The following is a 21,558-nucleotide window of genomic DNA, read 5'->3' on the forward strand; positions in this document are numbered from 1 at the left end:
ATAGCAGCGGTGCAGAGGACAGAATGCAGAATATAGAACTACGCCGCCTTGAGCACAGTGAAGTGGAGACAGTCTGGCAGATTGAGCGCCGTGAACTGGTTCACGAAGTCTACCGCTTTAACAGTGGCGTATTGCAGCTGCATCCGGAGTTCTACGATACGCAGGATTGGCCGGAAGGTGAACCGGAGCTTTATACGCCGATCCTGCTCGACTGCTATGATCATGGCGGGTTATTTATTGGTGCTTATGCCGGACAGCAATTGATTGCGGTTGTGGTTGTGGATGCCCGTCCGGTTGGTGATTACCCGCATTATCGCCAACTGGCATTCCTGCATGTTAGCCACAACTGGCGCGGGCAGGGATTAGCCTCACGCCTTTATCGTCAGGCTATGGAATTGACCAAAATGCAGGGTGTTGAAGGCTTCTATATTTCATCAACCTCAACAAAACACACAGTCGATTTTTATATGCATCAGGGGGGTAAGCCGGTCATACATCCGGATAAAGCTCTCTATGCTTTAGAACCGGATGATATTCATCTGCTTCATAGATTCTCTGATGCGGAATGATGTTGCGATTTATTTTTTACAGCGCTGCTTGCCAAGCTGAACATTGAATTGTCTGGGGCCAACAAGTCCGGGCTTGGCAGGGAGAGAGACGATCTTCGCAGTAATGGTGCAATTTCCGGCAGCCACCAGATACTGATCATCTTTTTGATAGACAATTTTCGTAATCGGCTGGTAAGGGGAAAGTGTCTCAGTAACAGCTGTGATTACCGCATTCATCTCATTGGCACGTTGATATTGCGGCGCCAGTGCAGCCATCGAAACTGTGCTGAAACCTGCCAGCATTAAAATAGCGACAATCAGCCTTAAAATCATATTGCGCATTTCATTTGCCCTTTGAACGGATCAGTATTTTTGAAGCTGACAAACACTATCATAGTCGGAGCACGGATTTAATCGTCGCTGAAATCCGGAGTTTCCCCAAAGCTGGCAAGCAGGCGCGGGGCGTTCATATCGCCGCTTTCCTCATCCACCTGCACGGCATAGGCTGCAACGCCGATATAGCGCGCTGACATGGAAGTGGCGATTTTAATCGCGCTGGCCTCACTGGAGGCAGGGCGCATTTCCGCTGCAACAAGCTTTTGGTTGTTCTTGCGGAACGGCATTATGATGTATTTTTCTGGTTTGGCCACTGCGAGAGACATAGTGGAATCTCCTTTGCGTTCCTATAATGTTCTCAATTTGTGATCTCTGTCAAGGGGAGTGAAAGATCGTGGACTTATTGTCAAATGATCTCCGCACATTGAAGGCTCTTGCCAATAAAATCTTTATATCCTAAGGCTTTTAGGTGTTAGGAATGTAGCGCAGCCAGGTAGCGCACTTGACTGGGGGTCAAGGGGTCGTGGGTTCGAATCCCGCCATTCCGACCATGTTTTCAAACAATGATTTACTTGTATTTTTGCGCATAGAACGGCCGGTTTTCATAAATTGTGCCGGTGTTTTGTTACGCTTAATAATGACCGTAAAAAAAATTTAACAACCTGATATAAAAAGAAAGTTGAATTTTATTGACGCCTTCCCATATCCTCGGGATAACGAAGGAGTTCGGCATGAAAACGATAATTGCAGCTACAATTTTGACATTTACAGCCATGAACGCTTATGCGGCAGTGCCTGAAGGTGCAAAGCTTTCAGAAATTATTGCTAAAATTGAGAATACAGCTGATGTGAAATATATTGACGAAATTGATTGGAATGACCGCGGATATTACGAAATTGATTATTATCTGAATAGTGGTGCAAAGGTTGAGGTCAAGATTGATCCGAAAACCGGCGAAACCGTCAAATAATTGAGAGATTTAAAACATAGGGCTCCATATTGAACGGCTTTGTAAATGTGGAGCCAGACAAATCTATCCTGGATTTGAAGACGATATTTCCATCAGGCGCATGAGCAGAGAATTTGTATCAATGCTCAGTCCAATCTTTGCAAGATCAATGACATCGACAGGAGATAGCTCCCCTATATATGATCGATGATGGTAGACAGAATGAAGCTGACACAAATAAATTTGCTAATTGATATTCCTGAACTCAACCGCTTCAATATTGGGGATAAAGTTGTGACTGAGGCATCAGAACGCTTCAACCAGACCGAGGGAATTGTTGTCGGCATTGAGCTTCGGCAGCTCAATTCTAGTGATATTGCTATTCCGAATATTACCTTGCTGGATAATGAGGGCAGTCTGAAAAGCGGTTTTAAACCTGCGGATTTGCGCCTGTTTGGCATTCCGACCCCCCGTCCAGGTAAAGGTCTGCACTGATAGGGGACACTACCATTTTGCATCTTCAGCGCCGCTTGGTTTAACCACAAGTGGCGCTGAAATTATAATGTTACATTTTTAATGTCCGGAGGCTAAAGTGCTCACTCAGATTATATATGAGGTGAAGCTTTATGTCGGGACAACAGAAAACGGTAAAACATTGGTCCAAAGTCGAAATTCTGGCCGATACCGTTAAAAATCCTAACATTCATATACGCGGTAAAAACAGTTATTATAGCGATGCCTGGAGCGGAAGCTTCGAGGAAAGTGTTGTGCGTTATCACTATGGCGATGAGTATAGTCTCGCCCATTGGGAAACGCTGTGGGAAATTGACCAGCTTTATATCGGCGATTATGTCTGTATCGGCGCTGAGGCTGTTATTTTAATGGGCGGTAATCATACGCACCGCACCGACTGGTTCAGTCTCTATCCTTTTCCGGAAATAATTGCAGATGCCTATATGGCTAAAGGTGACACTGTCATCGAGGACGGTGCATGGATTGGTATGCGGGCAATGATCATGCCAGGTGTAACGATCGGTGAGGGGGCGATTGTCGCCTCCGGTGCATTGGTCACGAAGTCCGTTGCGCCTTATACAATCGTTGCCGGTAATCCTGCCGCGCCGATTAAGCAACGTTTTGCTGAAGCGACAACAGAGCAATTGCTGGAACTCAAAATCTATCAGTGGGAAAAAGCGAAATTCGATGCTCTGAGGCAATATATTTGCTCGGATGATATCGGCAAGCTGGTTGAGGCTGCAAAGCTTTATGATGCGAAGCACGCATAAGAGATAAACTTCGCTGATCCGGTTACAACCCGATCTGACACAAACGCCCGTTTCAACGGGCGTTTTTTCATTGGGACATGCTCCTTATCAGAACGGGCCTTTAAAGACGAAAAAGGCACCGAGGCAGATAAAGCCAAAACCAATTATATGATTGATCGTGATATTCTCGCCCAGATACAGCACAGAGAAACCAGCGAATACACTCAGAGTGATCACTTCCTGAATGGTTTTCAGTTCTGCTGCACTATAGATGCCATGCCCCATGCGATTGGCTGGAACCGCCAGGCAATATTCAAAAAAAGCAATCAGCCAGCTGACAACGATCACCAGTATCAATGGTTTATTTGTGAATTTCAGATGCCCGTACCAGGCAAAAGTCATGAAAATATTAGATGCGCAAAGCAACAGGATCGGCTTGAGATAGTTAGCCATGATATGCCTCAATATACCGGCGGGTGTCAGGATCGACAAAGCACCGATAGCTCTATTCTCAGCATAAGTAAAACGCCTTCGGATATTTCTCCGGAGCATTTGAGATGTTGAACGTTCTATAGTGCAATAATGAAAAATGCGGGTTTAAAGCCCGCATTTTCAGTTGTGATTGTATAGCTGTATTTGCAAGGATTTATGGCACGTCGTCATAGCCGACGATACCGCCTTCTGCTTCAAGTGCAGAAATCCGTTTGGCCTCAGAGCGGGTAAATTTCAACCGGACACCGATGCCGCCGCCATTCTCGGGAATGAAGACTGCTCCGGCATCTTCAAGCGCTTTCTGTAATGCTTCCAGAACGCTATGGTCAGGCGTGTCAAGCTTGCGCTCAAACAACTCAATGACACCAATTTCAATGCCGGAGAACGAGGATAATCTTTCACGGCTAAGTTCAATTAAGGTACGGGCAGCTTTACATTGCGGGCCGGTAATCATCACACATCTGTCCTTCTGCTGAGGTCTGTTTAGTTCTACTGAAAACATACCTTAAGAGATTGAGAAACAAAGCCTTATTTCTTGTATCATAACGCAGTTTCTGCCGGTTGAAACAAGACTTTTTGAAGCGGTCTGACAGGTTGAAATCCGCTTTTTGTTCAAAAATCGGCTTTAGATGACATAATTTCGTCTGAAAACGGATGCTTGGTTATTGGCTATGCAGTGTTTGAACTGAAAATTTATAAATTTTGGTCATTATTGATATTAATTAAAATAGATTTTTAAAAATTTAATATTGGATATTCGGCATAATTTTTATGCAGATTATAAGCTATCTGAAAGCACATGATTTCTTGACGGATATGTAAGATGTAGTTTTTTTATTTAGAACAGGTGACATATGAAATTCAAAAGAATTTCTGTAGCAAGTAATTTATTATGTTTTATTTCAGCTATTTATATTGCGATCTTTTTTAACCGAACTGTGTTTGCATTCATATCAGATTATCTGAACGGCGATTATCTGGTTACCGGAGTTGTTGTTTTAGCAATATTTTTGCTGACTTATTGCCTCCTCGTCTTATTCTCAGCGCCATATCTCATCAAACCGGCGTTGATTTTCTTTATCGCCGTTTCGGCCTCATCTGCCTATTTTATCGACCATTTCGGGGTTTTTATTACGCCGAATATGATTGAAAATGCTGCGACAACAACAAGAGCAGAATCCGGACACCTGATTAACGGTCATTTTATTCTGAGCATGTTGCTTTATGCCGGCTTGCCAAGTGCTCTGATATTCTGGGTGAAGATTAAACACCGGCCTTTTACGCAGAAATTATGGGTCAATACATTATTGATTTCCGGTTGTCTGATCGTCACGTTGGTTTTGGTTATGAACCATTTCGGGACGATTTCGTCGATGTTTCGTGACAAAAAAGAAGAGATTGTCGCGAGGATAAATCCTCTGGCGCCGGTTAGCAGCAGTATTCGCTATTTAGTAAAGGCGAATAAAGAGCGCACTTATGTTGCAAAGCCGCTTGGTACAGATGCGGTGCAGCTTAAACCTTATAAGGGCGATGGCGATAAAAAACGCCTGACGGTGATTGTGGTTGGCGAAACAGCACGGGCGCAGAGCTTTAGTTTCAATGGTTATGCCCATGACACCAATCCGCAATTACGCGCGCGGGATGTGCTGAATTTCAGCAACACGACCAGTTGCGGCACAGAGACAGCCGTATCAGTGCCTTGTATGTTCTCACCTTTTCCGCGAGCAGATTATAGCAGCAAGAAGTTCCGTCAGTCAGAAAATCTGATGGATGTGCTGAACCATGCAGGTCTGCAGCCATTATGGATTGAGAATAACACCGGCACCAAACGTGTTGCAGACCGAATTGAAACAATTGATCTCAGCCTTATGCAAGAGGGGAATCCGAATTGCGAGGATGGTGAATGTTATGATCAGGTGCTGGTTGATCAACTCGCAGCACGGATGGACGGATTTAAATCCAATACCGTGGTTGTGCTGCATATGCTTGGCAGCCATGGGCCTGCTTATTACCGGCGTTATCCTGCGGATGCGGCGGTTTTTAAACCTGCTTGTAACACATCGAACTTTTCCGAATGCACGCAGCAGGAGATCATCAATGCCTATGATAATACGATCCTCTATACGGATAAGATTCTGGCAGAGATTATTGATCTTCTGAAGTCAAAGGAGGGGGAGTTTGCGTCCTCGATGATCTATATGTCAGACCATGGGGAATCCCTTGGCGAGAAAGGGCTTTATCTGCACGGCATGCCATATTTCATCGCACCGCGTGAGCAGACCTCTATTCCGTTCTTCAGTTGGTTCTCGCCGGATTTCCTGAAACAGAATGATCTGGATATGGCTTGTCTCAGGCAGCAGACGGATAAGCCAACCTCGCATGATGATCTGTTCAATCTGGCATTGGGTCTGATGGATGTGAAAACCAGCATCTATGATGAGAAACTGGATATTTTCAATATTTGCCGGAGTGTTGAAACCGCGAACTAAAATATTTCACAGTCAAGTTGTGGCAACTTTCCGTAGTGATAATGCGGCAAACTTAAGAATCCAGAGCGATCGCTATGGTTCAATCTGAACGTAAATTGCTCTAGTCCAGACAACAAAGCTCCGGAAAAGTGCTTCCGGAGCTTTTTTCAATTTAGCAATCTTACCAGCGTGAATCGTTGCGGCAGCTGGCAACAAGAAAACCCAGAACAAAACCGGCAATACCGGCCGTGCTGAGTATGGTGGTTGCAGTGCCCGGATTTTCACGAATAGCAGAGACCGTTGCTTGTCCCTGTTCCTTGATGGTTGAGGCAGCGCGGTTCAGGCGGGTGCGGGCTTCTTCAGCTGCTTCCTCACTGCGCTGTTTCAGGGATTTACTCATTGTATCGATCTGCTGGCGCAGTTCTGCGATTTGTTCTTCCATTGCCTGACGGGCATTGTCTGCATTATCTGCCATTTATAGTCTCCGTAATTGCTATTTCAGAATTTAAATCATTCAGAAAAGGCAGAGCGCCGGTGCTGCTGTACAAGCGCACCTCGCTTTAAACGCTCATGCTCACATAGGTTTTTTTGTTCAGTAGCGGCTTAATCAGAAGAAAAAATACCAGATCAGCACCACAACAAAAAACGGGACACCCATCATCCATAAAATACCGGCTCTCAGCATTATTGTTCTCCTTATTTTTATAGGGAGGTAACGCAGAGACTGGTCTTTTAGTTCCCTAAAATCTTTAACGGAGAACGATGATCAGTTCGTAATTGTTGCTGGTAGCGGTGTTCCAGTCCGGCACAGCCCCAGATGATACCGATAAGCAGATAAAAATGTCGCCAGTGATCAATATCAATCACATTGCCAATGAGAATATGGGCGATAAAGGCAATATAGGTACACAGAAGATAGGGTTGCCATGGCCGCTCGCGCAGCATCAGCCTGAAACCAAAAGCGAGCGTCAGTATTGTCAGGATGATGAAGGCGACAAAACCCAGCCAACCGTAATCGAGCAGGGCTTTCAGCCAGATATTATGAGTGTCTTCGCCGAACATTGGCCCGAACTCTAAAGGGCCTATGCCGAAAGGCTTTTCCATTGACAGCAATAGCCCCAGCCAGTGCCGTGCAAAACGTCCTGTACGCGCACTGTCATAATCCTGCTCAAGGCGGGCGCGTTGATAGAAAATATAGCTGATTTGCGGGATTTGCAAAGCGATAACCAATGCCAATGCCAGCAGAATAGTGACTGTAACGCTGATCAGAATGATCTTGCCACGCAGGCGCTGATCGGTACTGCGCAGGAAGAGCAAGGCCGGAATGAACAGCAGAGACATAGCAAACATGCCCCATGCTGCACGGGAGAAGGACAGCAGAACGGCGAGCGTTAATATCAGGAACAACGCCCAATACAGCAGGCTTTTGTTAAAAGGACGGGTCAGAACCTGATAAATGCACCAATTAATCGGCAGGATCAGGAAAGGCCCGAACACATTCGGATCCTGAAAGGCACCTTTGGCGCGGCCATAAAGTGTGAATAAATCCGCTGCCGGTATCAGATTGAGATAGCCGCCAATGCCCAGCAAGCCGGTGATGGTTGCCGCAGCCAGATAGCCGGTAAAAAGCGGTTGCAGTCTTCGCCAGTCACTCTCGGTCACGGCGGCGAAGAAGACCGCTGTCAGCGCAAGAAAATATGAAACAGCAATATAAAGTGGGGCTTTTTTCAGATCATCCATCTGAAAAATCGAGAGAACACCGCCAATATTAAATAGTGTGAAAAGCAGCAATAAAGTGAGCGCATGGATGCTGAGCCTGAGACCGGAAAGCAGCCACAGGCACAACAATGCCAGCATCAGAATTTCATATGGACCCGGTTCAAACAGAACAAAACCGCTGAAAAACACGCCGGTGCCCAGAGACAATCGTGCAAGCCATGGCAGTACGGCTTGCTGATTGTTGAGCGCAGGCGGTTTAAAGTCTGCAGTAGCCCTATATCCAGCCTTGGCACTCAATAGGCGTTTTCCGTGTTCAGCAGACGCACAGGGGTCAGGAACAGAATTTTCAGATCGAACCAGAGCGACCAGTTTTCAATATAATTCAGGTCATATTCTGTGCGCATGACGATTTTTTCCGGCTTGTCGATTTCGCCGCGCCAGCCGTTGATTTGCGCCCAGCCGGTGACACCGGGTTTGACCTTGTGGCGTGCAAAATAGCCGTCAACCACATCATTATAGAGCATATTGTTTGAATTGGCGCTAACCGCATGGGGACGCGGACCTACCAGCGAAAGACTGCCGGTAAGGGAGTTGAAAAACTGCGGCAATTCATCAATGGAGGTTTTGCGAATGAAGCGGCCGACACGGGTAACACGGCTGTCATTTTTAGTGACGGCCTGTTTGGCGGTCGGGTCGCACTGATCCACATACATGGAGCGGAATTTCCAGACATTGATCACTTCATTATTAAAACCGTGACGCTTTTGTTTGAAAATAACCGGTCCTTTGCTGTCGAGTTTGATAGCAATAGCGGTTGCCAGCATGACCGGAGAAAACAGCACAATACCAAACAGGCTGAAGACAATATCAAATATCCGCTTGGCGATGGCGTCCCAGTCGTTGATCGGCTTGTCGAGAATATCCAGCATCGGCACTGAGCCGATATAAGAATAAGCACGTGGGCTCAGGCGCATACTGGCTGCATGGGCGGAAAGACGAATATCAACCGGCAGCACCCAGAGCTTTTTCATCAGCGTCAGCACACGCTCTTCTGCCGAGATCGGCAGCGATACAATCAGCATATCAATGCGGGCGACACGGGCAAATTCGATTAGTTCGGAAATATTGCCGAGCTTTGGATAGCCTGCCACCACCGGAGGGGAGCGACGATCACCGCGATCGTCAAAAATACCACAAATACGAATATCGTTATCGGGTTGCTCGTTGAGCGCAAGAATAAGATCTTCGGCATTCTGACCACCACCAACGATTACCGCGCGGCGCTCCATACGTCCGCTGCGTGCCAGCATACGCATCAGTTTGGCCGCCAGAATACGCGACAGCATAAGCAGAACAAAGCCGGTGACCGCAAAACCAGCGAACCAGACACGGGAATATACTGCAGAAATTTTTAGCAAAAAGGCCAGAATAGCCATTGCCGCAAAAACACCGGCCCAGCAGATAATCAAGCGGCCGAGAAATCGGAACGGCTTACGCAAAACCGAAGGGCGATAGCCTGAGCTAAACTGCGCAAAGATAACATAGAGTGAGGCTGCCAGTGTGTTTGCCATGAAATATTCAAGAAAGTGCATTTCCTGAATGCCGACATAGGCAAGATAAAACCCGCTGCCGCACAAAAAAACAACCAGAAACTCCCAGATGCGCATAAGACCGGTAAACAGCGCCGGTGAGATGCTCTCATTGCGGTATTGGGCAGCAACTTTGACGGCAAGAGGGCTCAGCTCAACCTTTTCAGCAGGCGCAACCGGCTGATCGGGGGCATGCTGTTTCAGCACTGCCTTCCTGTCAAAATTTCCGTTGTTTTTTTTCTCACGCATAGGATCTACCGGCATATCTGGGCTTTTTCACAAGAAAATATATGCAATTTATCGGCTATGAGAGTTGTTATTTTCTTATTTTTACGAGGCGTTTCATATTATAGCCGTGTATACAGGCTTTTTCATAGAACTTGGTTGCCGGATAGTAAATGTATCCGCAATGTTAGTTTAATAGATGGAAGTCTGTTTATTGGTTTTTTTACTTGCAAAAAGCCGCAGAAAATTCTGTTTTCTGGTGTGTGCACATAACGCTCAGAGCGGTTTTTGATCGCCGCAAAAGCGCATAAAACTCCGTAATCGCTAATTTAATAGCTACGATAGAATTGTTCAACAGCGGCGGCCATATTTTCGCGGCTGAACAATGAGCGTAGCAGCAGCGGATCGGGCATGCTTGCTTGATAACCGGCCTGATCAGTCAGGGCTTCATGCATTCTGGCTGCAAGAGCAGCCGTATTCGGTTTGCACAGTGCAGGGCTGTCTTCGCCAAAGATTTCGGCCAACCCGCCGACGCGGGTGGCAATAATACTGCGTTGGGCTGCCAGCACTTCGAGAGCAATATAGGGCAAAGATTCAGCACGGGAGGGGAGGACAAAGATACGGCCAAGTATGAGCGCTTCACGTATCGGCATAGCCGGATAAAAACGGATATGCTCTGATAAGCCCAATTGTTCAGCCAAGGCTTGATATTGTTGCTTTTGCGGACCATCACCGACCATGGCACCGGTAATTGGTGCGCGGTTTCCGGCTTTGGCAGCAAGGTTAAGCTCTGCCAGTGCCCGTATAAAAAGGTCAGGTCCTTTCAGATCACGCATCATGCCGGTGAACAGAAAATCTGCGGTATCAGCGGCCAAATCAACCGGCGCAAATTCATCTTTGCTGATGCCGTTACGAATTACTGCATAGGTACAACGCGGATTGCCGACTTTGGCACGATAGGTGTTTTCTTCATAGGCCGATACGAAGATTAATCCGTCAGTCACATGTTCCTGCCAGCGTTCAGCGGTAAACATGACTTTGCCGGCAAGCGAAGCAGCATCAAAATGCAAGCTACCGCCATGCGGAGAGTAAAAGCGCAGCGGGCGGGAAATCTGATTGCGCTTTTCTCGCGCCAGAACCGTACCAAGACGTGCATAGGTGCCGCCCTTGGCGCCATGACCATGCACAATATCCGGTTGCAGATGCTTGAATAATTTTCGTGTTGCGAGAATAGCACCAATATCACTGAGGCCGATTTTACGGCTGATTGGAATGCGGTGCAGTCCCAGCGCTAAATCCGGCAGGAGTGATGCAAATTGCGCCTGTTCGAGCGCGCCGTCTTCACATAATTCGCAGATGACCCCGACCTGATGACCGGCAGCATTTTGCATCGCTGCCAGATCGCGAATATGCCGGAACACACCACCGACAGGTGAGCGGAAGCAATGGATAATCCGCAAAGACTTTTGCTTCACAACATCCTCATCTCAGCTTCTGAAACTGCTGTATGCCCCACTATTTGCTGATCAGAATAACCGCTCACGGACATAAATGGTATCGCCCGGCAGAATAGGGTCGGTAATGCGCACCCGTCCGGTAAAGATTTTACCATTGATCTGGCGGGTAATGTCTACGCTTTCCTGATTGGCACGCGGTGTAAAACCACCGGAAGCCGCAATGGCTGTCTGCGCTGTCATGCCCGGTACATAGGAATATTGTCCGGCACCACCGACTTCACCCATAATGAAGACCGGACGATAACGGTCGATCTCCACGCTGACATCAGGATTACGGATATAGCCGCTACGCAATTTGGTTGCGATTGCCGATTCAAGCTGTTTGGCAGTTTTGCCGCGGGCAGGAATGCTGCCAACCAGCGGAAACGCAATATAGCCGGACTGATCAACGGAATAGGTGTTGCTGAGACCGGTTTGTTCAAACACAGTAATGCGCAAACGATCACCGGAGCCCAGAATGTAAGGCTGATTCAGAGCTTCATGAAAAGCTGGCGGAGCAGGCTGATAGCTGGAGCAACCTGAAAGGATCAGGCCGGTTATCCCCAAAGCTGCCATAAAAACTTGAGTTTTCATTCTGCTCTTATCCTCATACCGCTTTCAGCATCTTCCGGCTGCATAAAGGCCGCTCGCATAAAGCTTGTTGTCGCGTATATCGTCAATTGCCGGTGCCATGCTTTGAGTGGCGTGGCCGGTGATTGAGTGCGATTATTGAATTATTAGGGTTAATATGGCGTAAAGGCGGCGACATTAATTCATGTCACGGAACGAAATTGCCATAAAATACAATCTTCTAAAGTAAAGATTTGAATCTGACCGGCAGAAGAGGGCGGCTGAATTCCGGCAGTTTAACGCTATAGTTACCTTGACGATTTACCATGTCAGCTCTGTTCAGGAGTATTGGGGTCGGTTCAGTTATGCGCGATACAGCGGAAAATGCGGATATTGATATCGGAGCACTGTTTGCTGCTCTGAAACGCAACTGGCTGTTTATTGTGCTGGGAGCTGTCTTATTTGCTGTGCTGACATGGGGCGTGGCGCAATTCCTGACGCCTTATTACCGGTCTGAAGCGCGCATTCTTATTGAAACACGTGAATCGGTCTTTACACGCCCGAATGCCGGATCAGAGAATGATCGTCCGTTGCTCGATGCCGAGGCTGTCAAATCTCAGGTCGAGCTTGTCGGCTCCGCGCAGGTTCTGGCAAAGGTCGCGACTGATCTCAAACTTGCTGATTATGCGGAATTTTATCCGAAAACCATGTCACCGGTAAAGCAGGTGCTGGTTATGCTCGGATTACGCCCTGATCCGCGTACTATTCCCGCATCCGAGCAGGTGCTCACCCGTATGCGCGAGAATTTGCAGATTTATGCAGTAACCGGATCACGGGTTATCGTCGTTGAATTTGCTGCGAAAAATCCCCAGATTGCTGCGGATGTTGCCAATAAAATTGCCAATGAATATATTGCCATGCAGGTTGCCGCCAAACGTCAGTTGACGGGCGATGCAACAGGCTGGCTGGCACCGGAAATCGACCAGCTGACCAAAAAAGTGCGTGAGGCTGAAAGTAAGATCGCAGACTTTCGCGCAGCAACAGATCTCCTCAATACCAGTGGTAATACATCACTTGCGACGCAGCAGATGTCCGATATCTCATCGGAACTCTCTCGCCTAAAGGCGCAGCGTGCGGCGAGTGAAGCCAAAGCTGAAAGCATCCGCGCAGCCTTGAAAAAAGGTGTGCCGGTCAATAGTCTGCCGGAGGTGATGTCCTCAGGCATTATGCAGCAGCTCAATGAGCGCCGTGGTGCATTGATGGCTGAGATTGCCAATCTGTCGACCACATTGCTGGACGGGCATCCGCGTTTGCAGGGCTTGCGTGCACAATTGGCTGATCTTGACCGGCAGATCCGGCAAGAAGGCAATACGATTCTCAAGAGCCTCGATAATGAGGTGAATACTGCCCGCAGCCTTGAGCAGGAGCAGACCCGAGAGCTGAACCGCCTCAAAGCACAGGCTGCCGAAGCTGGCAGCAAGGAAGTTGAGTTGCGGGCACTTGAGCGTGAAGCAGCAGCACAACGCGATCTGCTGCAGACTTATCTGGCGCGTTTCCGCGAGGCTTCCAGCCGTGTAGACCGGACGGATCAGCCTGCGGATGCACGGATATTCTCTGATGCAACCGTAGCCGGTGAACCTTATTTCCCTAAGGTTCTGCCGATGGTCAGCATGAGCTTTGTTGCGGGCTTGTTGTTATTGTCGGTTTTTGTGCTGCTGCGTGAGCTTTTCAGTGGTCGTGCTTTGACCAGAAATCCTGTCAGAACTGTCAGGGGACAAAATATCTGGGGTGATGAAGATAATCGCATCGCAGAAAACTTTACTCCTGCACATAATAAAACCGCACAAATTGATAATAAACTGATTGCGCAGCCGGTCTCTGAGCCTGCCGTAGCGAATAATGAGATGATTGAGCGACAAATGGCCCGTCCAGAAATTGATGTCGAAACCATTCAGCGTATTTATGACAGCTACACTGTGTCCGAAAATGGTGCAGATGAAGTTGTTGCTGAAACCGATGATATTTATGCGCCGAATGGTGTTGCTGCAATCGCCAGCCGTTTGATGTTGCAGGAGCGCCGTCGCATTATTCTGATTTCGCCGGAAGGTGATGCCGGTTCTGCGGGCAGTGTACATTTGCTGCGTGAATTGGCAGACCGCAGTCTGCGTGTGCTGCTGGTGGATATGAGCGGCACCGGTGCGATCAGTCAGGCGATGCTGGATGGCAATAAACCGGCGGGCATTACCGATCTCCTGCTTAATGTGAAGCAGTTTACCGATATTATTCACGGTGATCTTTATTCGGATGCCGATGTTATTCCGACCGGCCTTTCTGATCCGAAAGCTGCAATGGTACAAGCCGAACGTCTGCCGGTGATTTTTGAAGCACTGGAAACGGCTTATGATTTCGTTCTGGTGGAAATCGGTGCATCAACGGCTGAACAGGCACTTAATCTCGATAGCGATGCATCGCTTTTCGTGATGAATGTGTTCGATAGTGAAGATCAGACTGTTGCGCAAACCGCGTTGGCTTTCCATGAGGCCGGTCAGGAAGATGTGACCATCTTGATGGTTCCGCATTCTTGAGAATTTAGGGCGTTTAGCGAAGCTTCTGCCTTAGCTTTTTAACCAGTGGCCAGAGATGGCGATTGGTTTTAATGCGATAGACAAGACCGGAGCGCAGTTGATTGAAGGTTGCGCTCAAACGCCCGCCAAATGTCAGCGCAATATGGCTGTCATAGAGCGGCTGCTCAATATCGCACCAGTCGCGTTTATATTTTTCTTCACCAATGCCGAAGCTGAAATAATCCAGCCCTTCATCAATCGCTTTGATTATGGCCTCGTAGAACAGGAAATCGCCGGGGCTGGCTGTTACCAGATCATCATCGGCAAAAGCACCGAACTCAACTGTCAGGCCGCGCTTTATAGACGCAGATACCGTTTCAGGACTTTGCCAGTAAGAGCAGCCGATCACGGCGCGCGGTTTATCCGCGACCTCGAGCACATGCAGGCGATATTGCCTTGCATCGTCATTTTCAGGGGCAGCAAAAAGATCGCGGAAGAAGCCTGTCAGGGCATCACCGGTAAAACTATTGGCAATACCCTGATTGGCAAAGCGCTGGCTTTTCATGGCATAAAAAGCATCGTAGGCGGCGATGTTTTCTTCAGGTGTGACGGCGGTATAGATGCGCCATGCACCGGCTTCATCATAGCGGCGTGCATGCTGACGATGTTTTTTGCGTTTGCGCGATGCATTGCTGCGCTCAAGTACAAGATCAAAACTATTCGGCAGAGACGCGGTCAGTGCGGGATTCGGATTAAGCTGATGACGCAAGCTCAGCAACGGATTGCTGAAGCCCAACCAGTTTTCCATCTGACGGGTAAGCGAGAGCAGGGCAATATCCGGCCGCGCTTCCTTCAGGCAGGTAATCAATGCAGAGATATGTTCAGCCGTGATTTGACTGGCTAAAGCCGGAAACAGCACAGGGAAATTGCAATTGGCGTGAGAACCGCCGGCAAAGCGGGCAATGATCTGTTGTTTTTGTTTGATGACTTCAAGCGGCAATAGCAGCGCAGGACTGTTATCAATAAACAGCGCCAGCACTAAGCAGTCAGGGTTGACGTGTAGCTGCCAGAGCTTTGTCCAGAGTGCTGATTGAGCAATACCATGCACAGTCGCATCATTGCTGCTCCAGAGCGGTAAAGCATTAGCCAGCTTGGTGAGACAGACCGTTTGAAACATGGTTTAGCGGGTTTTGGGTGGCTGAACCATCCACCACAGCAGATACATTGCCGGAAGAATCCAAAGGAAACCGGTGAAGAAGAAATAGGCGAGCTGCACCCAGACTGAAGACTGGCCGAGATGAGCAACCGCAATAATGGTCGCCAGCAGTGCATAGACTGCAATCAGCACAACAAGCAGAAAAGTTCCGATCAGTTTTTTCAGGCGTACAGGCATATTTCTCACTCCGTCTCCCCACTCATACACCAGACAGATTTAAATCTGAAATGTTTTAATCCATTGTTGATAACCGCGAGGTCACCGTAAATTGACGTGGGAACTAAAAACAGCGTCTGCGTGTCGCGCGCTGTTGGCTTGTATTCATGGGGCTCATGCGGCATGTAATTGCAGGGCGGAATTCAGGCGGAGCAGAATTGATGATCACAGATTATGCCGCATTACCGGCAAAACAACAGCCGGTCAGTGCTAACCACGATAAGAACCGTAAACTGGTGCGGTGGTGGCTCTATGCGGTGTTTGTGGTGCTGATTGCCATTGTTATGGTGGGCGGCGCAACGCGTATGACCGGTTCTGGCCTGTCGATTACCGAATGGAAGCCGATTCACGGTGTTATTCCGCCGCTTAATCATGCGGAATGGCTTGAGGAGTTCGATAAATACCGCCAGATTCCGCAATATCAGCAGATCAACAAAGGTATGGCACTGGAAGAGTTCCAGTTCATTTTCTGGTGGGAATGGGCGCATCGTATGCTGGCGCGCTTTGTCGGCTTTCTGGTAGCAATTCCGCTGATTTTCTTCTGGGTAACAGGTCGTTTGCAGGATGGTTTGAAAGCACGGATGCTGGGTATTCTGGCTCTCGGCGGTCTGCAGGGCGCAATCGGCTGGTGGATGGTGGCATCAGGTCTGAGCGTGCTGACATCTGTGAGCCAGTATCGTTTGGCCGTGCATCTTACAATGGCCTGTATCATCATTGTTGCGGTGTTCTATGTGGCGCGGGGACTGGCTGAATATACGGAAAAACCAGCGCAGAAAAATGTGCAACGCTTTGCCGGATGGCTGGTTTTCGCGGTTCTGGTGCAGATTTATCTCGGTGGTCTGGTTGCGGGGCTTCATGCCGGCCTGACCTATAATACATGGCCGCTGATGGATGGCGCAATTATTCCGTCTGATCTGTTCACCAACCAGCCTTATTGGCGCAACCTGTTTGAGAACCCGAAAACCGTGCAGTTCATTCACCGCATGTTTGCCTATACGGTTCTGGTGCTTGCAGTGCTGCATGTTGTGCAAACTCATCGCTATGCTTCCGGCACAACCCATGCACGGCGCTCTGTGGTGCTGCTTGGCCTGATTCTGATGCAGGCAGCGATCGGCATCGTCGCCTTGCTGACCATGGTGCCGATTGAGTGGGGGCTGGCGCATCAGGGCTTTGCTCTGGTGGTGCTAAGCTTTGCTGTTGCGCACTGGCGTGCCTGCAAAGGCGCCTATGCCGTGCGCCACGCTTAAAACAAGAAGCCCGCAAAATGCGGGCTTTTTTATGGGCAAGTTTCAAGGCGTAGTTTGCGCAATGCGGATGCTATTTTCAGTTCCCGCGCTTCGTCCGCATCATTGCCGTCCTCGCGGTGCCATGCAGCCGAGAGGCAGCCATAGCAAAAGGCATAATCGAGAATATAGGATGCAGGCTTGCCGATAGTTTCTGAGAAAATCTCAGCCATAGCCAGTGCTCTGCGCCCGTCAAGGCAGAGATCATCGCGATCAAGCGGGTTGTAAAACAGATTGGCACAGTCAAAGGCTGCATCGCCGCACAGTCCGTGCGGATCAATAGCCAGCCAGCCACGCGAACTTTGAATAATGTTCTCATGATGCAGATCGCCATGCAGAGCGATGATCTCATGCGGTTGATTGAGCAAATGCAATGCCAGTCCGGCTGCATCGGCGTAGATGTCCTGCGCGGCATTAGCCAGATCAAACAGGCTTTTGAAATGCTTGCGCAGAGGCTGCAATTCAGACGGCAGCACCTGACCGGAGGGACTGTGCAGAACACGGATCACATCTGCAGCGATACGGATTGTTTCCGCATCATGTCCGGCATCCAGATGCGCTTTGAGATCATAATCACCGGCATATTCCAGCAGCATCATGGTGGGATCAAGCCGGAGGTCGAGAAGCCGGATAGCGCCATGACCATCGCGCTCACGCATATAATAAGCGCCACGCAGCTCTTCATGACCTGCAGGTTTTAGTATTTTCACAATCACCGGAGAGTTCTCCTCTCCGGTGATTGTTGCTTTCCAGATATGGCTGGAATTGGTGTCAGCCAGCAGTGTTGCAGAGGTAATCTGCCAATGTGCCGGAAACTCCGGCGACGTCACTTGCAACTGTTGCATAATGGCTTAGCTCAAACCGAGCATCAGGTTCATATTCTGCACAGCTGCACCTGATGCACCTTTGCCGAGATTATCCAGCACAGCCACCAGATTGATCTGCTTGCCACCTTCTGAACCGAAGACGAAGAGGTTCATGCCGTCTGTATCAGCCAGCATTTCCGCATCGACGCGCGCCATTGCAGTACTCTCTTCCAGAGGGACAACACGCACAACCTTCTGGCCGGAATAATGAGCGGTGAGCTCCTTATGCACATCTGCCAGTGTCGGCTTGCCTTTGAGGTGGTCAAGATAGACCGGAACCTGCACGATCATCCCCTGCGGGAAACGACCGACACTTGGGGCAAAAATCGGCGCATGGTCGAGTTTGCCATACATCTGCATTTCCGGCAGGTGTTTATGTTTGAGGTTCAGACCATAGAGGAAGTTGTTTTCCGTCATATGTTCCGGATGGTTCACATCTTCCATCTGGGTAATCATCTGTTTGCCGCCGCCGGTATAGCCGGAGACAGCATTCACAGTTACCGGATAGTCGCTGTTCATCAGCCCTGCATCGCGCAGCGGGCGGATCAGCGAAATTGCGCCGGTCGGATAGCAGCCCGGATTGGCTACCAGACGTGCTTCACGGATGCGCTGTGCCTGCAAAGCTTCCAGCTCTGCAAAGCCATAGACCCAGCTGGAATGCGTGCGGTGTGCCGTGGACGTGTCGATAATACGGGTGGCATGACCTTCAAGCAGAATGACAGCCTCACGCGAGGCATCATCCGGCAGGCAGAGAATAGCAATGTCAGCCGAGCGCAGCAGATCAGCGCGCAGGTCTTTATTACGTCGCTCTTCTTCCGGAATAGACAGGATTTCCAGATCAGTGCGACCGGCAAGACGTGTGCGGATCTGCAGACCCGTTGTGCCATGTTCGCCGTCAATAAAGATTTTCGGTTTCATTTGAATTTTGCCTTATAGGTAGAGAATTCATGCGGTTAGAGATTTTTGATGAATCAACCTGTAAAGCAGTTGATTCATTATGTCAGGTACTATCTTTTTCGGCCAGATATCCAGCCAGATCTCTGGCCGGATATATCGGATAATGCATGGCAACTTTTCTGCCTGCAATGTAGTGGCTGCAGACATTATACATTATTGTGTTCTGTAGATGTTTTTACAGCCAGTATTGAAGCTAGTGTGAATAGGGAATCATAATTGTTTTCGGTTGCGCTCAAAACTGTATTTTTAACAAAATGAGGCTTGCGTGGTGTTGCGCTGAAGCAACACTACGCAAGCTGATAGCAAGAAAAACATATATGCATTTAGTGACACTGTATGCAGAATTTCTTTCGCTCCGTCTTCCATTCAGAGCAGAGATCATTCACGCTTTTGCCAGTAGACATTCAAGCTTTGAGAGAAGAGATGTTCATACCGCATTATTGGAAGGTTTTATTAGATGGATATGGTGAAGTTGAGAGTGGTGATGTCATTACAAAAGATGGCGAGATAATAGGCACATGGTCTCTTGTTGACGATGTTTTCTATACTTTTACCCCAGATGGAGAGGAAGATTATCTCTTTTTTGATCCATTTTTAGGACTGCTATGTTGCAATATAGCTGAATGGCATGCGGAAAAAGAAGCCGCGCAGGGAGTTCTGGGAGTTGCGCAGACAGATGGTTAGAAATAACCGAGTCTGAGTTATATGGTATATTCAGAACCGGATTTTCGCCATTCAAAAAGAATATCCGGTTCCTTTTCTTCATTGTCATGACCGTCAGTTTGATCGATTGCCGTAAAGCCGTGCTTCCCGTAGAATTTCTGCGCCTGAATATTGCGCTGGAATGTCCATAGTTGCAGGTGCGATAATGTCTGCTGTGCTTGTTTAAGCAGGGTGCTGCCGATGCCGCGCCCCTGAAACTCAGGCAAAATATAAAGCTGCTCAATCCATCCTGTTTTAAAGGCGATAATGCCAGCCATTTCAGGTGCAAAGGCTGTCCAGACCTCACATTGCGGAAAGATACAGTTTTCATAGAACCATTGATCTTCTTGCGGTGTATGCAGCCCTTTAAGCCACGGCAGACGATCATCAAATGATGCCCGATGAATGCGGGAAGCCTGCGCCATTTCAGGCAGGTCTAAACGCTTCAATGTGAAGTTATGAGCTGTCATTTGGTTTTAGAGCTTTCAGCATGAAAGCCGTAAGCGCGCTCAACACGGGCAATGCGCAAAGCATAGGTTTCATACCACATAGCACGGCCTTGCTTCTGCGCGGCAAGATGATCGATATTGCGCTTCCAGTTACGAATGCTTTCCTCATCACGCCAGTAAGAATTGGTAATGCCGAAGCCGCTTGCATCCCGCACGCTCTCGACGCCGAGAAAACCGTCCTGCTTTTCTGCCAGTTCAACCATGTGATCGGCCATCTCGACATAGCCTGTATCATCATCCGCAGTGCGTTGGGATGAGAAAGCTACAACATAATAAGGTGCAGTGGGAAGGGTGGCGAAGGGAGAGTGATTATGCATGAAACAGAATCCTGAGGCTTGGTGATGTGAAAGCATAAAGACCAAGCATTACAGCTGACAGCCGCTACTCTGTCGCATGAAATAAAAAAAAGCGGATCCGAAGATCCGCTTTTCTGTCGTTCGTAAGCGATAAAAGATTAGCGCTTGGAGAACTGGAAGCTACGACGGGCTTTCGCCTTACCGTATTTCTTACGTTCTACAACACGGCTGTCGCGTGTCAGGAAGCCGCCCTTCTTGAGGACTGCGCGCAGAGCTGGTTCGTAGTAAGTCAGAGCTTTTGAAATGCCGTGACGAACTGCACCGGCCTGACCGGACAGACCACCGCCAGCAACAGTCGCGATGATGTCAAACTGACCAGCGCGGTTTGCTGCAACGATTGGCTGCTGCAGAACCATCTGCAGAACCGGACGAGCAAAGTATGCATTGAACTCTTTGCCGTTTACGATGATCTTGCCTGTGCCTGGCTTTACCCAAACGCGTGCAATCGCATCTTTACGCTTACCGGTCGCATAAGAACGTCCGAGAGCGTCGACTTTTTTAACGTGAACCGGAGCTTCAGGAGCAGCAACTGCTGCAACTGTGCCAAGTTCTTCGAGCGAGTTGAGCTGCTCAGCCATTATGCGTTCCTCTTATTTTTGCTGTTCAAAGCGCCGATGTCGAGGACTTCTGGCTGCTGTGCTTCGTGCTGGTGGTCAGCGCCTGCATAAACGCGCAGGTTTTTCATCTGACGACGGCCGAGCGGACCGCGCGGAACCATACGTTCAATCGCCTTCTCAACGACGCGTTCAGGGAAACGGCCTTCGAGGATCTGACGAGCTGTACGTTCTTTAATACCGCCTGGGTGGCCAGTGTGCCAGTAGTAAACCTTGTCGGTGTACTTCTTGCCGGTCAGAACTACCTTGTCCGCATTGATGATGATGACATTGTCACCGTCGTCAACGTGTGGAGTAAAGGTTGGTTTGTTCTTACCGCGCAGAATGTTGGCGACCTGAGAAGCGAGACGACCGAGAACAACGCCTTCAGCGTCGATCAGGATCCACTTCTTCACCACTTCTGCTGGCTTCTGGGAAAAAGTTGCCATTGAAGTTATCCTTGGAAATAATCCTTGCAACAGAGACTGGAGCAAGGCTTTTTTTGTTGCTTGTGTTCCGGCAGAAATCTGCTCGTAACAAATGAAAACCGCCCATCTTTGACAGATGCACGCTTTCTGGCTGTGCAATACAGTGCTGCTGGAAACACGTCAAGTGCAGTGAAATGGCGTTATTTTGAAATA

25 protein-coding genes and 1 tRNA gene are annotated in these 21,558 nt (G+C 48.7%); 9 read left to right on the plus strand and 17 right to left on the minus strand.

The window, feature by feature from the left end:
• Positions 1–23 precede the first annotated feature (23 nt).
• Positions 24–569 carry a GNAT family N-acetyltransferase gene (locus tag DFR47_RS02615; RefSeq protein WP_113942829.1) on the plus strand — a complete coding sequence of 182 codons (546 nt, stop codon included), beginning with the start codon at positions 24–26 and terminating at the stop codon, positions 567–569.
• A gap of 9 nt (positions 570–578) precedes the next feature.
• Here the strand turns inward: DFR47_RS02615 and DFR47_RS02620 are convergent, their stop codons facing one another.
• The gene (locus DFR47_RS02620) at positions 579–890 is read right to left on the minus strand and encodes a hypothetical protein (protein ID WP_245416414.1); all 312 of its coding nucleotides are present in this window, start codon (positions 888–890) and stop codon (positions 579–581) included.
• Positions 891–958: 68 nt separating this feature from the next.
• The gene (locus DFR47_RS02625; protein ID WP_210207245.1) at positions 959–1,210 is read right to left on the minus strand and encodes a hypothetical protein; all 252 of its coding nucleotides are present in this window, start codon (positions 1,208–1,210) and stop codon (positions 959–961) included.
• A gap of 148 nt (positions 1,211–1,358) precedes the next feature.
• Between DFR47_RS02625 and DFR47_RS02630 the strand changes: the two genes are divergently transcribed.
• The 4 genes from DFR47_RS02630 (at position 1,359) to DFR47_RS02645 (ending at position 3,117) form a co-directional block, all read left to right on the plus strand.
• A tRNA-Pro gene (locus DFR47_RS02630) sits at positions 1,359–1,435 on the plus strand.
• A gap of 180 nt (positions 1,436–1,615) precedes the next feature.
• Positions 1,616–1,855 carry a PepSY domain-containing protein gene (locus DFR47_RS02635; RefSeq protein WP_113942830.1) on the plus strand — a complete coding sequence of 80 codons (240 nt, stop codon included), beginning with the start codon at positions 1,616–1,618 and terminating at the stop codon, positions 1,853–1,855.
• Positions 1,856–2,056: 201 nt separating this feature from the next.
• The gene (locus DFR47_RS02640; RefSeq protein WP_147245472.1) at positions 2,057–2,329 is read left to right on the plus strand and encodes a hypothetical protein; all 273 of its coding nucleotides are present in this window, start codon (positions 2,057–2,059) and stop codon (positions 2,327–2,329) included.
• Between the two features lie 131 nt (positions 2,330–2,460).
• Positions 2,461–3,117: a CatB-related O-acetyltransferase gene (locus DFR47_RS02645; RefSeq protein ID WP_113942832.1), complete on the plus strand. Its 657-nt coding sequence runs from the start codon at positions 2,461–2,463 to the stop codon at positions 3,115–3,117.
• A gap of 87 nt (positions 3,118–3,204) precedes the next feature.
• Here DFR47_RS02645 and DFR47_RS02650 read toward each other — a convergent pair whose 3' ends face one another.
• Complete coding sequence (locus DFR47_RS02650) at positions 3,205–3,549, minus strand: DMT family protein (RefSeq protein WP_113942833.1); 345 nt, start codon at positions 3,547–3,549, stop codon at positions 3,205–3,207.
• 193 nt (positions 3,550–3,742) lie between these two features.
• Positions 3,743–4,042 carry an XRE family transcriptional regulator gene (locus DFR47_RS02655; protein WP_170137441.1) on the minus strand — a complete coding sequence of 100 codons (300 nt, stop codon included), beginning with the start codon at positions 4,040–4,042 and terminating at the stop codon, positions 3,743–3,745.
• Positions 4,043–4,442: 400 nt separating this feature from the next.
• On the opposite strand from DFR47_RS02655, the gene DFR47_RS02660 reads away from it, so the two are divergent.
• Positions 4,443–6,077, plus strand: coding sequence for a phosphoethanolamine transferase (locus DFR47_RS02660; RefSeq protein ID WP_113942835.1), 1,635 nt, complete (start codon positions 4,443–4,445; stop codon positions 6,075–6,077).
• A gap of 160 nt (positions 6,078–6,237) precedes the next feature.
• Here DFR47_RS02660 and DFR47_RS02665 read toward each other — a convergent pair whose 3' ends face one another.
• From DFR47_RS02665 to DFR47_RS02685, 5 genes are all read right to left on the minus strand, one after another.
• Positions 6,238–6,531 (minus strand): hypothetical protein, encoded by a 294-nt coding sequence (locus DFR47_RS02665; protein WP_113942836.1) that lies wholly within the window; start codon positions 6,529–6,531, stop codon positions 6,238–6,240.
• Between the two features lie 257 nt (positions 6,532–6,788).
• Entirely contained in the window at positions 6,789–8,072 is a 1,284-nt protein-coding gene (locus DFR47_RS02670) for an O-antigen ligase family protein (RefSeq protein ID WP_113942837.1), read from the minus strand.
• Entirely contained in the window at positions 8,069–9,613 is a 1,545-nt protein-coding gene (locus DFR47_RS02675) for an undecaprenyl-phosphate glucose phosphotransferase (protein WP_113942838.1), read from the minus strand. The genes DFR47_RS02670 and DFR47_RS02675 overlap by 4 nt, the downstream gene beginning before the upstream one ends.
• Before the next feature lie 305 nt (positions 9,614–9,918).
• Positions 9,919–11,064, minus strand: a complete 1,146-nt coding sequence (locus tag DFR47_RS02680) for a glycosyltransferase family 4 protein (RefSeq protein ID WP_245416415.1) — start codon at positions 11,062–11,064, stop codon at positions 9,919–9,921.
• Positions 11,065–11,115: 51 nt separating this feature from the next.
• Positions 11,116–11,679, minus strand: a complete 564-nt coding sequence (locus DFR47_RS02685; RefSeq protein ID WP_113942839.1) for a polysaccharide biosynthesis/export family protein — start codon at positions 11,677–11,679, stop codon at positions 11,116–11,118.
• A 341-nt stretch (positions 11,680–12,020) separates the two neighbouring features.
• On the opposite strand from DFR47_RS02685, the gene DFR47_RS02690 reads away from it, so the two are divergent.
• Complete coding sequence (locus DFR47_RS02690) at positions 12,021–14,240, plus strand: GumC family protein (protein WP_113942840.1); 2,220 nt, start codon at positions 12,021–12,023, stop codon at positions 14,238–14,240.
• A gap of 13 nt (positions 14,241–14,253) precedes the next feature.
• On the opposite strand, the gene DFR47_RS02695 is transcribed toward DFR47_RS02690, so the two are convergent.
• Both DFR47_RS02695 and DFR47_RS02700 read right to left on the minus strand, forming a co-directional pair.
• The gene (locus DFR47_RS02695; protein ID WP_113942841.1) at positions 14,254–15,396 is read right to left on the minus strand and encodes a GNAT family N-acetyltransferase; all 1,143 of its coding nucleotides are present in this window, start codon (positions 15,394–15,396) and stop codon (positions 14,254–14,256) included.
• 3 nt (positions 15,397–15,399) lie between these two features.
• Positions 15,400–15,612 carry a DUF2842 domain-containing protein gene (locus DFR47_RS02700; RefSeq protein WP_113942842.1) on the minus strand — a complete coding sequence of 71 codons (213 nt, stop codon included), beginning with the start codon at positions 15,610–15,612 and terminating at the stop codon, positions 15,400–15,402.
• Between the two features lie 200 nt (positions 15,613–15,812).
• Here DFR47_RS02700 and DFR47_RS02705 point away from each other — a divergent pair, with 200 nt between their 5' ends.
• Positions 15,813–16,898 carry a COX15/CtaA family protein gene (locus DFR47_RS02705; protein ID WP_113942843.1) on the plus strand — a complete coding sequence of 362 codons (1,086 nt, stop codon included), beginning with the start codon at positions 15,813–15,815 and terminating at the stop codon, positions 16,896–16,898.
• Between the two features lie 29 nt (positions 16,899–16,927).
• Here the strand turns inward: DFR47_RS02705 and DFR47_RS02710 are convergent, their stop codons facing one another.
• Both DFR47_RS02710 and argC read right to left on the minus strand, forming a co-directional pair.
• Positions 16,928–17,779, minus strand: a complete 852-nt coding sequence (locus DFR47_RS02710) for an aminoglycoside phosphotransferase family protein (protein ID WP_113942844.1) — start codon at positions 17,777–17,779, stop codon at positions 16,928–16,930.
• 6 nt (positions 17,780–17,785) lie between these two features.
• Entirely contained in the window at positions 17,786–18,718 is a 933-nt protein-coding gene (argC, locus tag DFR47_RS02715; RefSeq protein WP_113942845.1) for an N-acetyl-gamma-glutamyl-phosphate reductase, read from the minus strand.
• Positions 18,719–19,093: 375 nt separating this feature from the next.
• Between argC and DFR47_RS02720 the strand changes: the two genes are divergently transcribed.
• Positions 19,094–19,441, plus strand: a complete 348-nt coding sequence (locus DFR47_RS02720; protein WP_113942846.1) for a hypothetical protein — start codon at positions 19,094–19,096, stop codon at positions 19,439–19,441.
• A 17-nt stretch (positions 19,442–19,458) separates the two neighbouring features.
• On the opposite strand, the gene DFR47_RS02725 is transcribed toward DFR47_RS02720, so the two are convergent.
• The 4 genes from DFR47_RS02725 to rplM form a co-directional block, all read right to left on the minus strand.
• Positions 19,459–19,929 (minus strand): GNAT family N-acetyltransferase, encoded by a 471-nt coding sequence (locus DFR47_RS02725; protein ID WP_113942847.1) that lies wholly within the window; start codon positions 19,927–19,929, stop codon positions 19,459–19,461.
• Complete coding sequence (locus DFR47_RS02730) at positions 19,926–20,285, minus strand: antibiotic biosynthesis monooxygenase family protein (protein ID WP_113942848.1); 360 nt, start codon at positions 20,283–20,285, stop codon at positions 19,926–19,928. Before DFR47_RS02730 ends, DFR47_RS02725 begins: the two co-directional genes overlap by 4 nt.
• A gap of 137 nt (positions 20,286–20,422) precedes the next feature.
• Entirely contained in the window at positions 20,423–20,902 is a 480-nt protein-coding gene (gene rpsI / locus DFR47_RS02735) for a 30S ribosomal protein S9 (protein ID WP_113942849.1), read from the minus strand.
• Positions 20,902–21,366, minus strand: a complete 465-nt coding sequence (gene rplM / locus DFR47_RS02740; protein ID WP_022710805.1) for a 50S ribosomal protein L13 — start codon at positions 21,364–21,366, stop codon at positions 20,902–20,904. Before rplM ends, rpsI begins: the two co-directional genes overlap by 1 nt.
• Positions 21,367–21,558: the final 192 nt, after the last annotated feature.

Source organism: Pseudochrobactrum asaccharolyticum, from assembly GCF_003314995.1.
Lineage (GTDB): Bacteria > Pseudomonadota > Alphaproteobacteria > Rhizobiales > Rhizobiaceae > Pseudochrobactrum > Pseudochrobactrum asaccharolyticum.

Excerpts from the sequence above, each read along its gene's own strand:
- DFR47_RS02615 (WP_113942829.1), top strand. The coding sequence starts at position 24 with ATGCAGAATATAGAACTACGCCGCCTTGAGCACAGTGAAGTGGAGACA.
- DFR47_RS02655 (WP_170137441.1), bottom strand. The coding sequence starts at position 4,042 with ATGATTACCGGCCCGCAATGTAAAGCTGCCCGTACCTTAATTGAACTT.
- DFR47_RS02730 (WP_113942848.1), bottom strand. The coding sequence starts at position 20,285 with ATGCATAATCACTCTCCCTTCGCCACCCTTCCCACTGCACCTTATTAT.
- DFR47_RS02685 (WP_113942839.1), bottom strand. The coding sequence starts at position 11,679 with ATGAAAACTCAAGTTTTTATGGCAGCTTTGGGGATAACCGGCCTGATC.
- DFR47_RS02650 (WP_113942833.1), bottom strand. The coding sequence starts at position 3,549 with ATGGCTAACTATCTCAAGCCGATCCTGTTGCTTTGCGCATCTAATATT.
- rplM (WP_022710805.1), bottom strand. The coding sequence starts at position 21,366 with ATGGCAACTTTTTCCCAGAAGCCAGCAGAAGTGGTGAAGAAGTGGATC.
- DFR47_RS02725 (WP_113942847.1), bottom strand. The coding sequence starts at position 19,929 with ATGACAGCTCATAACTTCACATTGAAGCGTTTAGACCTGCCTGAAATG.
- DFR47_RS02625 (WP_210207245.1), bottom strand. The coding sequence starts at position 1,210 with ATGTCTCTCGCAGTGGCCAAACCAGAAAAATACATCATAATGCCGTTC.
- DFR47_RS02690 (WP_113942840.1), top strand. The coding sequence starts at position 12,021 with ATGCGCGATACAGCGGAAAATGCGGATATTGATATCGGAGCACTGTTT.
- DFR47_RS02660 (WP_113942835.1), top strand. The coding sequence starts at position 4,443 with ATGAAATTCAAAAGAATTTCTGTAGCAAGTAATTTATTATGTTTTATT.
- DFR47_RS02700 (WP_113942842.1), bottom strand. The coding sequence starts at position 15,612 with ATGCCTGTACGCCTGAAAAAACTGATCGGAACTTTTCTGCTTGTTGTG.
- DFR47_RS02695 (WP_113942841.1), bottom strand. The coding sequence starts at position 15,396 with ATGTTTCAAACGGTCTGTCTCACCAAGCTGGCTAATGCTTTACCGCTC.
- rpsI (WP_113942849.1), bottom strand. The coding sequence starts at position 20,902 with ATGGCTGAGCAGCTCAACTCGCTCGAAGAACTTGGCACAGTTGCAGCA.
- DFR47_RS02710 (WP_113942844.1), bottom strand. The coding sequence starts at position 17,779 with ATGCAACAGTTGCAAGTGACGTCGCCGGAGTTTCCGGCACATTGGCAG.
- DFR47_RS02665 (WP_113942836.1), bottom strand. The coding sequence starts at position 6,531 with ATGGCAGATAATGCAGACAATGCCCGTCAGGCAATGGAAGAACAAATC.
- DFR47_RS02620 (WP_245416414.1), bottom strand. The coding sequence starts at position 890 with ATGCGCAATATGATTTTAAGGCTGATTGTCGCTATTTTAATGCTGGCA.
- DFR47_RS02675 (WP_113942838.1), bottom strand. The coding sequence starts at position 9,613 with ATGCGTGAGAAAAAAAACAACGGAAATTTTGACAGGAAGGCAGTGCTG.
- DFR47_RS02635 (WP_113942830.1), top strand. The coding sequence starts at position 1,616 with ATGAAAACGATAATTGCAGCTACAATTTTGACATTTACAGCCATGAAC.
- DFR47_RS02645 (WP_113942832.1), top strand. The coding sequence starts at position 2,461 with ATGTCGGGACAACAGAAAACGGTAAAACATTGGTCCAAAGTCGAAATT.
- DFR47_RS02720 (WP_113942846.1), top strand. The coding sequence starts at position 19,094 with ATGCAGAATTTCTTTCGCTCCGTCTTCCATTCAGAGCAGAGATCATTC.
- argC (WP_113942845.1), bottom strand. The coding sequence starts at position 18,718 with ATGAAACCGAAAATCTTTATTGACGGCGAACATGGCACAACGGGTCTG.
- DFR47_RS02640 (WP_147245472.1), top strand. The coding sequence starts at position 2,057 with ATGAAGCTGACACAAATAAATTTGCTAATTGATATTCCTGAACTCAAC.
- DFR47_RS02705 (WP_113942843.1), top strand. The coding sequence starts at position 15,813 with ATGATCACAGATTATGCCGCATTACCGGCAAAACAACAGCCGGTCAGT.